Source organism: Pseudomonas sp. HP_08 (assembly GCF_055284095.1).
The window spans coordinates 21,700-33,599 of sequence record NZ_JBTOQC010000010.1; the positions used below are offsets into that span (position 1 = coordinate 21,700).

Below are 11,900 nucleotides of genomic sequence, written 5' to 3' on the forward strand. Positions count from 1 at the left end.
CTGCACAAGACAGCGCTGTGTCTTTGACATAGCGCTGTCGCTCAGCCAGCGCTGGAGCGATGCGCGGGCCGTGGCAGGCCCAGATGCTCACGCAGCGTATGCCCGCTGTACTGCTCGCGAAACAGCCCGTGCTTGCGCAGGATCGGCAGCACGCCCTCGACAAACGCATCAAGCCCCTCAGGAAAATGCGCTGGCATCAGGTTGAAGCCATCAGCGGCTTCACCCTCGAACCAGGCAATCATTTCATCGGCGACCCGCTGCGCCGTGCCCACCACAATGCGATGACCGCGTGCGCCAGCCGCCAGGTGGCAGACCTGACGCAGGGTCAGGCCGTCCTTGTGGCTCATGTCCAGCAGCAGTTGCGCGCGGCTTTTCATGTTTTGCGGCAACGGCAGATCGGGTAACGGCTGATCCAGATCGAAGCCGCGCACGTCATGCCCCAAGCGGTCACTCACCAGCGCCAGCGCGGCGTCCAGGTCATTCCATTGTTGCAGGCGTTCGAAGTGCGCCAGCGCTTCGTCCTGGGTGCGGCCAATGATCGGCATGATGCCGGGCATCACCAGGCAATGGCCGGGATCGCGGCCATGCTCGACGACTTGACGCTTGAGGTCGGCATAAAACTGCTGGGCGCTGGGCAGGTCTTGTTGCGCGGTGAACACCACTTCGGCAATGCGCGAGGCCAGCGCCATGCCCGGCCCCGACGAGCCGGCCTGCACCAGCACCGGATGGCCTTGCGGGCTGCGGGTCAGGTTCAAGGGGCCGGCAATGTTGAAGAACTCGCCCTGATGATCGAGGCGATGCATCTTGCCGCTGTCCAGGTACACGCCGGTTTCGGCATTGCGCACATAGGCGTCGTCTTCAAAGCTGTCCCACAGCCCGCGCACCACATCGACGAACTCCTCGGCCACGGCATAGCGCTGCTCGTGGTCGGGGTGATTGCCGAGGGTGAAATTGGCCGCGCTGTCGTAGCCGGTGGTGACCACGTTCCAGGCCACGCGGCCATTGGAAATATGATCCAGCGTGCCGAACTGGCGCGCCACGGTGTAGGGCTCGCCATAGGTGGTCGAGGCGGTGGCGACCAGGCCGATGCGTTCGGTCACTGTGGCCAGTGCGCCAAGCAGGGTCAGCGGCTCGAAGCGCACGATCATCGACGGCGGTTCTTGTGGGCCGGTGACCAGCTTGTCGCCGAAAAATACCAGGTCGAAACACGCACGCTCGGCGCTCTCGGTGAGCCTGCGCACCAGGGCAAAGTTCTCACTGCCGCTTTGCGCGCCAGGGTAGCGCCAGCCCGAAGCGTGGTGGCCGGCAGCCTGGATAAACAGGCCCAGGCGCATCTGTTGCTGTGTACGACTCATTTATACCCACACTGAATTTGTTGGTTTTTTGTTACAAGATATGAACATTAGCTTATTCGTATTCCGTCTTTTTAACATTTTGTTACCGCACCTACACTCCCCTTCACCCAATAATGGGATCCAAAACGGGCGCTCCCAGCGCTAAGGACAATGACTATGCACGCACGGATAACGACTGATGAGCAACGCTGCCCGAACGTTTCTTGCACCTCTGCCCACCGCCGGGTTGCTGATTGCCGCTAGTGCTTTAAGCAGCCTGGTTCAGGCTGACGACACCCTCGACACCGTGCTGGTGACCGGCCTTCGTGGCAACCAGCAACGCACCCTGACCGACAGCCCGGTCCCGATCGACGTTTACACCAGCGAACAGCTCACCGCCACCGGCAAGAGCGGCCTCAAGGAAATCCTCGCCCGCCTGATCCCCTCGTTCAACGTGCCGACCTTCAACGGCGGCGGCACCGGTTTTGTCGTGCGCGGCATCAGCATGCGTGGCCTGGGCGGCGATCAGGTGTTGATTCTGGTCAACGGCAAGCGCCGGCATAACACCGCGATGATCAACAACAATGCGCGGGTCGGCAACGCCTCGACGCCGGTCGACCTCGACCTGATTCCTACCGCCGCCGTGGAGCGCATCGAAGTGCTGCGCGATGGCGCCGCCGCCCAATACGGCTCGGACGCCATTGCCGGGGTGATCAATATCATCCTCAAGCGCAATGCCGACGGCGTGACCTCCGAGACCTCGCTGGGCCAGAACTACAACGGCGACGGCACCACCGGCCATGAAGCGGCCAACGTGGGGACGGCGCTGGGCGATGGCGGCTTTTTCAACCTGTCGTTCGATGCCAAGGCCCAGGAGCCGTGGATTCGCGATTCGGCCGCCTCCGGCCAGTTGTACTTCAACCAGCCCGACGGCTCGCCCGACCCGCGCGAAAGCAACCGCCATGGCTGGGGCAACGAATATGGCCTGGGCCGCGACCGCACCACCAGCCTGGCCTACAACCTGGAAGTGCCGCTGCCAAACGATGTGACCCTGTACTCGTTCTCGACCTTGAGCTATCGCAACAGCAACAAGGACCTGGGGCATCGCAAGCCCACCGATATCACCAGCCTGGCCGGTGTCGACGGCGCGCCGTATGGCGATGGCGGCCAGGCGCGGCGCGAGATCGAAGAGCTCGACTACCAGGCCACCGCCGGGCTCAAGGGCGAAGTGGCCGGCTGGGACTGGGATGTCAGCAGCAGCTATGGCCGCGACAAGGCGCGGCTGTACACCGACAACAACGTCAACATTTCCAACGGCCCGGACTTCAGCCAGCACCGCTTTCATCTGGCCAACGAAATCTTCGATCAGTGGACCACCAACCTCGACTTCACCCGTGCGCTGGACATCGGCTGGAGCAGCCCGCTGCAAACCTCGGCCGGTGTCGAATACCGCTGGGAGGAGTTCACCCTGCAAGCCGGCGAGCCCGACTCGTACAACCAGGGCAGTTATGTAATCCCGACCGGGCCGTTCGCCGGGCGAGTGCCCGACCCTGGCCTGTTCTCGGTGGCCGGCACCAGCCCGGACGATGCCGGCAGCGCCGAGCGCCAGAACGTCGCGGCCTATTTCGACCTGGGCCTGGATGTGACCAGCAACTGGTACGTGGGCGCCGCGGTACGCCATGAGAAGTACAACCAGGGCATCGGTGAGACCACCAGCGGCAAGCTGACCACCCGCTATGAGTTTGTGCCGGGCTATGCGCTGCGCGCAGGCGTCAGCAAGGGCTTTCGTGCCCCGTCGCTGGCGCAGAATCAGTTTTCGGCGACCAGCAGCATCACCCAGTTCGGCGTCGGTGGCGTGACCAGCGTGGCCCGCACCCGGCAGATGCGCCCCGATTCAGCGGAAGCCATCGCGTTGGGCGCCACCTCGCTGGAGCCTGAAACCTCCCTCAGTTACAGCCTGGGCCTGACCGCTGAACCTTTGGAGCGCCTGCGCCTGACCGCCGACTGGTACCTGATCGACATCGACGACCGCATCCTGCAAACCGGCGTGCTCAGCGGCGCTGCCGTGTCGAACATCCTCACCGCCAACGGCCTGCCGCCGAACCTGGCCGGCCAGTATTACGCCAATGCCGCCGACACCCGCACCCAGGGCGTCGATCTGGTGGCCGAATACAGCCTGGCGTTGCAGCAATACGGGCAGGCGAAATTCAGCCTGGCCTATAACCACAACCGCAACACCATTCGCGGCCTTGCCGCCAACCCCAGTCAGTTGTCCAGCCTGGGCAGCGGTTATGTGCTGTTCGACCGCCAGCAACAGATCGACCTGACCAAGGCCACGCCCAAGGACAAGTGGATCGCCTCGACCCACTACCGGCTCGACCGCTGGAACGTCAACCTGGCCCTGACCCGTTATGGCCAGTACACCGAAGGCTCGAATATCCCGGATAACGATCGCACCTACAGCGCCAAGTGGATCACCGACCTCGATGTCGCCTATGACGTCACCGACAACCTCACCGTGGCCCTGGGCGCCAATAACCTGTTCGATGTGTACCCGGACAAGAAAGGCATCAAGACCTGGGCCGGCACATACGAGTACGGCATGTTCTCGCCGTACGGGTTTGCCGGTGGCTATTACTACGGCCGTGTGAGCGTGGCGTTTTGAGCCGGGGCAAGCCTGTGCAGGCCATGCTGCTGCTCGCGTTGCTGGGGCTGGGCTGCACAATCCAGGTCCAGGCGCAGACCACCTTGCGCGTCGGCAGCCAGAAGGCGTCGCTCAAAGTGCTGTTGCAGGCAGCCGGCGAACTGCAAGGCTTGCCCTACGCGGTCGAGTTTTCATCGTTCCCTTCGGCGCCGCCGATTGCCGAGGCCCTGAGCCTGAACGCCATCGATATCGGCGCGCTGGGCGAGGCGCCGTTTATCTTCGCCGTGGCCGCAAAAGCGCCGATCAAGACCGTGGCGGTGATCAAGCTGCAAGTGACGCCGACCATGGTGGCGCTGGTGGTCAGGCCCGATTCGCCGCTCAAGACCGCGGCGGATCTCAAGGGTCAGCGCATCACCACCACACGCGGCTCGATCGGTCATTTTCTGGCGTTGGCGCTGTTGCGCCAGGCCGGGCTGCACGGCAGTGATGCGCAGTTCATTTTCCTGCAACCGGGGGAATCGCGGGTGTTGCTGGCCAATGGCGGTGCGGATGTGTGGGCGACCTGGGACCCGTACACCACCATGGCCCGCCTGCAAGACCAGACCCGCGTACTGGCCAGTGGCGAGAAGCTGTTTGGCGGCAATGTGCTGATCGTCGCCGGCCAACGCGCCATCGATGAAAAGAGCGAGGCGCTGCGCGATCTGCTGACCCGCATCGAGCGCGCCTACCAGTGGGCCAACCGCAACGTGGACGCCTACGCCGGACAACTCGCCGCCTCCACCGGGCTGCCGGTCGAGTTTCACCGCGTTTCAACCCTGGAATCCAGGCCGCAACGCATCGCCATCGATGCGACGGTTATCGACCAGTTGCAACACAGCGCCGACCTGTACCGCGATGAAGGAATCATCCGCCAGGGCATCGACGCCAACGCGTACTACGACACCCGTTTCGATCATTGAGCCCGGCCTGTGCGTGTCTGCCGTGGGGCTCGTTTTACTGCCAGGAGGTAAGTAATGCTCGCAACCGTTGCTGCCGGGGAATTGTCCTCGGGCCACATTCATCAACTGCTCGATCACGACATCTACGGTATCCGCATACCCGATTTCGTCAGTTCCCAAAGCCTGGATGCCGCACGCAAGCATCTGTTCGATCACCCGCAACGGGGCTCGCTGGGCCAAGCCCGCGAGTTCACCCGGCTGGGCATCGCCTATGCCGAAATCAAGAGCGACGAGGTGCGCAGCGCCTATCACCAGGCGGCGCGCGGCAATATCAACCGGGTGCGCGATGCCTTTCGCCCTTACCTGTCGCCCATCGACGACCTGCGCCTGAAGCTCGATGAGGTCTGGCCTCGCGGCGCGCACCTGCTCGATGTCGACGGCGAAAAGTGCTTCACCGGCGTCACCCGTTACCAGGAACCGGACATCGACCTGTGCCCGCACATCGACAAGCTGGAGTGGAATCTGCCGGCGCACTTGCAGGTCAGCCTGCAAGCGCAACTGTCGGCGAACATTTACCTGCATGTGCCCGAGCACGGCGGCGAGCTGGAGGTGTGGAACACCCGCCCCAGCGAGGACGAATACCAGCGCCTGAAAAGCGACCGCCATTACGGCATCGATCGCGACCGGCTGCGCCCGGCCGATTTCACCACCCGCCCCGAAGACGGCGACCTGATCATCATCAACCCGCGTTTCATCCACGCGGTTCGTCCCGTGCAACACACGCCGCGAATCACCCTGTCGAGCTTCATCGGTTATTTCGGCGAGCAATCCCCCTTGATCTACTGGAGTTGAGCATGAGCGCTATTTATAAAGCGGCATTTGAAACGGACCTTCAACATGACTATCGCGGCAAGCACGCCTTGCTGCTGATCAGCGTCGGCCAGGACTACCACGAAGGCGGCAAATTCGAAGCCACCATCGACCTGATCAACCGTCAGGGCTTTGCCTCAACCACCATTGCCGTGGCCGATATTCTGCAACGCCACAACCTCAGCAACTACAGCTATGAAGAGGTGTACCGGGTCAGCAGCGAGTCGGGCGAACAATGGCTGGCGCGCAACCAGGCCGCGATCAACAGGCTGGCCAGTGTCACGCGCATCCTGCGCTGGGAAGAATGCCTGCTCGACAGCGGCTACCGGCCGTTGCTGGACCGGGTGCAGTTCGAGTACGAAAACAATCGCGACTACCGCGACGAGGTCAACGCCACCATCGGCCTGTTTCTCGACCGCCTGCACAAACGCAACCCCGAGGCCGACCTGGACGAAGCGCGCACCCGCTGCCTGAATTACCTGATCGAGGAATGCCCGATCATCATGCCGCTGTGGGCCTCGCAAGGGATCGACTTTGTGGTTTACCCGCAACCGATGACCCGCGCCATGGCCGCCACCCGCCGGCACTTTGTCGAGCCGCACTACCCGGACCACGCCCGGTGGCTGTCGCTGAAATTCAAGAAACGCGCCGCGGTGGCCGAGCAACCGCTGCATGGCAACGCACACCCCGTCTGGGCCAGGGCTGCTTTCGCGGTGTAACTGCCTTCCCCCCCGTAGGAGCGCGCTTGCCCGCGACCGAGTGCGTAGCGCTCGCAAAATCTCGGAAACGCTGAAAATTTACGACTGCTAACGCAGCCGGTCGCGGGCAAGCGCGCTCCTACAAAGGGCCGTGTTGCTTTGGCAGAATTTGTTACCACAGGAGATGTTCATGACGGTTTCTCGTAAATGGTGGGCCTTGGGCGGTGTCAGCATCGCCAGCTTTCTGGGCTGTGTCGATTTCACCATCGTCAACACCGCACTGCCGGCGCTGCAAAGTGAGTTGCAGGCGCCGGTCGATCATCTGCAATGGGTGATCAATGCGTTTTTGCTGGCGATGTCCAGTTTCATGGTGCTGGCCGGGCGGCTGGCCGATCTGTACGGGCGCAAGCGGGTGTTGTCGCTGGGCTTGATTGTCTTCGGCCTGGCGTCGCTGGGCGCAGGGTTAGTCAGTAATCTGGAGGCGCTGGTGGTTGCGCGGGTGCTGCAAGGGCTGGCCTGTGCGGTGCTGTATACCGCCTCGGGCGCCATCGTGGCCCAGGCTTTTGCGCCCGAAGAACAAGGCAAGGCCTTCGGCGTGCTGTTCGGTTTCAACGGCGTGGGCCTGGCGGTCGGGCCGGTGCTGGGCGGCGTGCTGACCCAGGCGTTCGGCTGGCCGTGGATCTTTTTGATCAACGTGCCGTTCGTGCTGTTGAGCCTGGCGGTGATTGCCTTCAACGTCAGCGAATCGCGCTCCGACGAAGCACAACCCAGGCTCGACTGGGCCGGCACCCTGCTGTTGCTGATCGGCTTGCCGGCGCTGGTGTTGTTGATCGTACAAGGCAGCGATTGGGGCTGGCAGTCGGCGCAAAGCCTGGCAACGCTGGCGCTGGCGGTGGTCGCGCTGGGGCTGTTTATCCGCGTCGAGCTGCGCGTGGCCTCGCCGATCATCGACCTGCACCTGTTTGCCAACCGGCGTTTCGTCGCGGCGGTGCTGGCCAGCTTTACCCTCGCGGTGTTCTATTGCGTGGCATTCTTCGTCATGCCGCTGTACCTGGCCCAGGTGCGCGGCACCGACAGCCAGACCACCGGCCTGTTGCTGCTGCCCACCACGCTGGGCGTGGCGCTGCTGTCGCCGTGGGTCGGCCGGCTGGTGGACCGCAAGGGCCCGGCGCTGTTGATCCAGACAGGGCTGCTGCTGTTCGCTGCCAGCGCCCTGCTGCAAACCGGGTTTTCGACCCACACTGCCTGGCTGTATGTGCTGGCGGCATTTGCGGTGATGGGCCTGGGCTGGGCGTGTCTGCTGGGGCCTTCGACGGTGCTGGGCGTCACTTCGGTGCCGGAGCGCTTCGGCTCGGTGGCGGTGGGTTCGCTGATGACCTTGCATAACGTCGGCGGCGGCCTGGGCCTGGCGCTGGGCGTTGGCTTGCTGCGGCATTACACCGGGCCTGGCGAGGCGGCGCAGACAGGCGTGTTTCTGCAGGGTTATCAGGCGGTGATGATCGCCCTTACCGCGGTGTTGATCGCTGCGTGGCTGGGACAACGCTGGCTGTTGCGCGAATCAGCGCAGACCGTGCAGGTGTAACGCTGGCGGAACGCCTCGTTCGCCGCTCTAAGCTCATTCCAAATAATTATTGGAATGAGCTTTTTTATAACCTCAATATTGCAACGCCCAACCCGCCACCACCCTATCAAGAAGAATCGTCATGGCTCATAAAGCGTTCGTTCGTCCGTTGCTCTCCGTACTGGCAGCCTCGTTGCTGGCCTTCAATGTTCAGGCCGCGCCGCTGATCGTCGGTTACCAGACCGGCGTCGATCCGAGCAAAGTGCCGCAGGCCGACGGCGCCTATGAAAAAGCCATTGGTGAAAAGATCGACTGGCGGCGCTTCAACAGCGGCCCGGAAGTGGTGACCGCACTGGCCTCCGGTGACGTGCAGATCGGCAACCTGGGTTCCAGCCCGCTGGCCGCCGCCGCGTCGCGCAAGCTGCCGATCGTGGCGTTCATTGTCTCGGCGCAGATCAACTCCGCCGAAGCGCTGGTGGTGCGTAACGGCAGCGGCATCGTCAACCCGCAAGACCTGGTCGGCAAGACCATCGCCACCCCGTTCGTCTCCACCTCGCACTACAGCCTGCTCGGCGCGCTCAAGCAGTGGGGCCTGGAAGGCAAGGTAAAGGTGGTCAACCTGCAACCGCTGCAGATCGCCGCGGCCTGGAAGCGTGGCGACATCGACGGCGCGTTTGTCTGGTCGCCAGCCTTGGGCGAGATCCGCAAGACCGGCAAGGTGCTGACCGATGCGGCCGAAGTCGGCAGATGGGGCGCGCCGACCTTCGAGGTCTGGGTCGCCCGCAAGGACTACGCCGAGAAGAACCCGGACGTCATCGCCAAATTCGCCAAGGTCACCCTCGACTCGTTTGCTGACTATCAAGCCAACAAGGCCAAGTGGACCGCCGATTCCGAGCAGGTGAAAAAGATCGCCAAACTCACCGGCTCCAATGCCGAAGATGTGCCTGAATTGCTGGCCGGCTCCGAATACCCGGATGCCCAGGCGCAGCGCTCCAGCGCCCTGCTGGACGGCGGCACCGCCACCGCGATCAGCAACACTGCCAATTTCCTCAAGGAACAAGGCAAGGTCGAAACCGTGCTGGGCGACTACAGCCCGTACGTGAGCGCCAAGTACATCAATAACTGATCCGGACGCGCCGCAATCATTCTGGAGGGACGCCGCATGGCCCTGCTACAACTGGAGCGCGTCAGCGCTCATTACCTTGGCGCCGCTGAAGCGGTGCTGGCGGACATTTCCCTGAGCCTGGGCCCGCAGCAATTGCTGGTGGCGCTGGGTCCGTCGGGCAGTGGCAAGACGTCTCTGCTGAACCTGATTGCCGGATTTGTCGAACCCAGCGGCGGGCGCATCACTCTGGACGGTGTGCCGGTGCACGGCCCGAGCGCCGAGCGTGGCGTGGTGTTTCAGGACGATGCCCTGTTGCCGTGGCTGAATGTGCTCGACAACGTCGGCTTCGGCCTGCAACTGGCCGGCATCGAGCGCAACCAACGCGAGCAGACCGCGCGCGAGATGCTTGCGCTTGTGGACCTGGCCGGTTTTGAAAGCCGGCAGATCTGGCAGTTGTCCGGTGGCCAGCGCCAACGGGTCGGCCTGGCCCGCGCGCTGGCGGCCAACCCGCGCGTGCTGCTGATGGATGAGCCGTTCGGCGCGCTGGATGCCTTTACCCGCGAGCAGGTGCAGGAGCTGTTGCTGCAAGTCTGGCAACGCACCCGCAAGCCGGTGTTTCTGATCACCCACGACATCGAGGAAGCGGTGTTCCTGGCCACCGACCTGATCCTGCTGGCGCCCTCGCCCGGCCGGGTCGACGAGCACCTGAAACTGGATTTTGGCCTGCGCTACGCCGCTGGCGAATCGGCGCGCGCCATCAAGTCAGATCCCACATTCATTGCCACCCGCGAGCATGTGCTGGAGCGGGTGTTCTCGCAGCGCAGCGCCGCCGCGCGCAAGGAGTCAGCATGAGCGACGCACGCATCAGCGAATCCGGCCTTGAGCAACTGAACCGTCAGGCCACAGCGACGCCGCGCCGGGCACGAACGATCAGCACGCGCACCATCAGCAGCCTGACGTTCATCGTCCTGCTAAGCCTGTGGTGGGCAGTGACCGCCGCCGAGCTGATCGAACCGCTGTTTCTGCCGCCGCCTTCGGCCGTGCTGCAAAAAGCCTGGCTGCTGGTGACCGACGGCTACATGGAGTCGACCCTGTGGCAGCACCTGGGCGCGAGCCTGCAACGCATCGGCCTGGCGCTGGTGGCCGCCATCCTGTTTGCCGTGCCGGTGGGCATTGCCATCGGCCATAACCGTGTTGCCCAAGGCATTCTCGACCCGCTGATCGAGTTCTACCGGCCGATTCCGCCGCTGGCCTATCTGCCCTTGATCGTGATCTGGTGCGGCATCGGCGAGTTGTCCAAGACCCTGCTGATCTATCTGGCGATCTTCGCGCCCATCGCCATTGCCACTGCCACCGGCGTGCGCAATGTCGACCAGGCCAAAATCCGCGCCGCGCAATCGCTGGGCGCCACGCGCCGACAGTTGATCCGCCATGTGATCGTGCCCGGTGCCTTGCCGGACATCCTGATCGGTATTCGTATCGGCCTGGGTGTCGGCTGGTCGACCCTGGTGGCCGCCGAGCTGATTGCCGCCACCAGCGGCCTGGGCTTCATGGTCCAGTCGGCGGCGCAATTTCTGGTCACCGACGTCGTGGTGCTGGGCATTCTGGTCATCGCCCTGATTGCCTTCGCCATAGAACTGGGCCTGCGTGCCCTGCAACGCAAACTCGTGCCTTGGCACGGCCGTGGCCACTAACGAGACAACTCATGAGCCTGACTATCACCCCCATCAGCCCGGCACTCGGCGCACGCATCGAGGGCGTCGACCTCAGCCAGCCGCTGAGCGAAGCGCATCACCGGCAACTGCACCAGGCACTGCTTGATCATCAAGTGCTGTTCTTTCGCAAACAGCCGCTCACGCCTGCGCAACAGGCGCGGCTGGCGGCGTATTTCGGCGACCTGCACATTCACCCGATCTACCCGAATGTGCCCGAACAGCCGCAGGTGCTGATTCTGGATACGGCGGTGACCGACCTGCGCGACAACGCCTTGTGGCATTCGGATGTGAGCTTTCTGAAAACCCCGGCGCTGGGTGCGGTGCTCAGTGCCAAACAGGTGCCGCCTTACGGTGGCGACACCTTGTGGGCCAGCAGCAGCGCCGCATATGAAGCGCTGTCCGAGCCGCTCAAGCGCCTGCTCGACGGTTTGACCGCCAGCCACGACCTGAGCAAGTCGTTCCCGGAATCACGCTTTGCGATCACCGACGACGAAAAGGTACGCTTCGAGCACGCCAAACGCAACAACCCGCCGCACAGCCACCCGGTGGTGCGCACTCACCCGGTCACCGGGCGCAAGGGCCTGTTCGTCAACGAGGGCTTTACCACGCACATCAACGAACTGCCGGAGGCTGAAAGCGAAGCCATTCTCAAGCTGCTGTTCAGCCATGCCACGCAACCGCAATTCACCGTGCGCTGGCAGTGGCAGCAGGACGATGTCGCCTTCTGGGATAACCGCATCACCCAACACTTTGCCATCGACGACTATCGCCCTCAGCGGCGCATCATGCACCGCGCCACGATCCTGGGTGACGCGCCGTATTAATAATAAAGTGGCCCATGGAAGTCCTTGCGTTAAATAAGGACTTCAATAAACGTAGTCGCTGATTATCGACCGGGCAAGTCATTTTTCAGGTATCGCCTCCCGCCTCCGCACTATAACCAAAGTATTAATACGTTGGATGCCGTGCAGCTTTCATGCTGTACGGTCAATGACCTTACTTCTGTACACCTTTACGCGACCGACATTAATACTT

General features: G+C 63.1%; 10 protein-coding genes. 9 read left to right on the forward strand and 1 reads right to left on the reverse strand.

What is annotated here, in order from left to right:
* Nucleotides 1–41: 41 nt before the first annotated feature.
* On the reverse strand, nucleotides 42–1,355 hold the full coding sequence (locus ACYAS9_RS10380; protein WP_463568206.1) for an LLM class flavin-dependent oxidoreductase: 1,314 nt from the start codon (nucleotides 1,353–1,355) through the stop codon (nucleotides 42–44).
* Between the two features lie 178 nt (nucleotides 1,356–1,533).
* Between ACYAS9_RS10380 and ACYAS9_RS10385 the strand changes: the two genes are divergently transcribed.
* From ACYAS9_RS10385 to tauD, 9 genes are all read left to right on the forward strand, one after another.
* A complete protein-coding gene (locus ACYAS9_RS10385) occupies nucleotides 1,534–3,999 on the forward strand; it encodes a TonB-dependent receptor plug domain-containing protein (protein WP_463568207.1) in 2,466 nt (821 codons plus the stop codon).
* A gap of 23 nt (nucleotides 4,000–4,022) precedes the next feature.
* Nucleotides 4,023–4,937: an ABC transporter substrate-binding protein gene (locus ACYAS9_RS10390; RefSeq protein WP_463568208.1), complete on the forward strand. Its 915-nt coding sequence runs from the start codon at nucleotides 4,023–4,025 to the stop codon at nucleotides 4,935–4,937.
* 54 nt (nucleotides 4,938–4,991) lie between these two features.
* Nucleotides 4,992–5,768, forward strand: a complete 777-nt coding sequence (locus ACYAS9_RS10395) for a 2OG-Fe(II) oxygenase (RefSeq protein ID WP_463568209.1) — start codon at nucleotides 4,992–4,994, stop codon at nucleotides 5,766–5,768.
* Between the two features lie 2 nt (nucleotides 5,769–5,770).
* Nucleotides 5,771–6,505 carry a tRNA-dependent cyclodipeptide synthase gene (locus tag ACYAS9_RS10400; protein WP_463568210.1) on the forward strand — a complete coding sequence of 245 codons (735 nt, stop codon included), beginning with the start codon at nucleotides 5,771–5,773 and terminating at the stop codon, nucleotides 6,503–6,505.
* 169 nt (nucleotides 6,506–6,674) lie between these two features.
* A complete protein-coding gene (locus ACYAS9_RS10405) occupies nucleotides 6,675–8,066 on the forward strand; it encodes an MFS transporter (protein ID WP_463568211.1) in 1,392 nt (463 codons plus the stop codon).
* A gap of 121 nt (nucleotides 8,067–8,187) precedes the next feature.
* On the forward strand, nucleotides 8,188–9,171 hold the full coding sequence (gene tauA / locus ACYAS9_RS10410; protein ID WP_463568212.1) for a taurine ABC transporter substrate-binding protein: 984 nt from the start codon (nucleotides 8,188–8,190) through the stop codon (nucleotides 9,169–9,171).
* Between the two features lie 36 nt (nucleotides 9,172–9,207).
* Entirely contained in the window at nucleotides 9,208–10,002 is a 795-nt protein-coding gene (gene tauB, locus ACYAS9_RS10415; RefSeq protein ID WP_463568213.1) for a taurine ABC transporter ATP-binding subunit, read from the forward strand.
* Complete coding sequence (gene tauC / locus ACYAS9_RS10420; protein WP_463568214.1) at nucleotides 9,999–10,844, forward strand: taurine ABC transporter permease TauC; 846 nt, start codon at nucleotides 9,999–10,001, stop codon at nucleotides 10,842–10,844. The genes tauB and tauC overlap by 4 nt, the downstream gene beginning before the upstream one ends.
* An 11-nt stretch (nucleotides 10,845–10,855) precedes the next feature.
* A complete protein-coding gene (gene tauD, locus ACYAS9_RS10425) occupies nucleotides 10,856–11,689 on the forward strand; it encodes a taurine dioxygenase (protein WP_463568215.1) in 834 nt (277 codons plus the stop codon).
* Nucleotides 11,690–11,900: the final 211 nt, after the last annotated feature.

Excerpts from the sequence above, each read along its gene's own strand:
- ACYAS9_RS10380 (WP_463568206.1), bottom strand. The coding sequence starts at position 1,355 with ATGAGTCGTACACAGCAACAGATGCGCCTGGGCCTGTTTATCCAGGCT.
- ACYAS9_RS10385 (WP_463568207.1), top strand. The coding sequence starts at position 1,534 with ATGAGCAACGCTGCCCGAACGTTTCTTGCACCTCTGCCCACCGCCGGG.
- ACYAS9_RS10390 (WP_463568208.1), top strand. The coding sequence starts at position 4,023 with ATGCTGCTGCTCGCGTTGCTGGGGCTGGGCTGCACAATCCAGGTCCAG.
- ACYAS9_RS10395 (WP_463568209.1), top strand. The coding sequence starts at position 4,992 with ATGCTCGCAACCGTTGCTGCCGGGGAATTGTCCTCGGGCCACATTCAT.
- ACYAS9_RS10400 (WP_463568210.1), top strand. The coding sequence starts at position 5,771 with ATGAGCGCTATTTATAAAGCGGCATTTGAAACGGACCTTCAACATGAC.
- ACYAS9_RS10405 (WP_463568211.1), top strand. The coding sequence starts at position 6,675 with ATGACGGTTTCTCGTAAATGGTGGGCCTTGGGCGGTGTCAGCATCGCC.
- tauA (WP_463568212.1), top strand. The coding sequence starts at position 8,188 with ATGGCTCATAAAGCGTTCGTTCGTCCGTTGCTCTCCGTACTGGCAGCC.
- tauB (WP_463568213.1), top strand. The coding sequence starts at position 9,208 with ATGGCCCTGCTACAACTGGAGCGCGTCAGCGCTCATTACCTTGGCGCC.
- tauC (WP_463568214.1), top strand. The coding sequence starts at position 9,999 with ATGAGCGACGCACGCATCAGCGAATCCGGCCTTGAGCAACTGAACCGT.
- tauD (WP_463568215.1), top strand. The coding sequence starts at position 10,856 with ATGAGCCTGACTATCACCCCCATCAGCCCGGCACTCGGCGCACGCATC.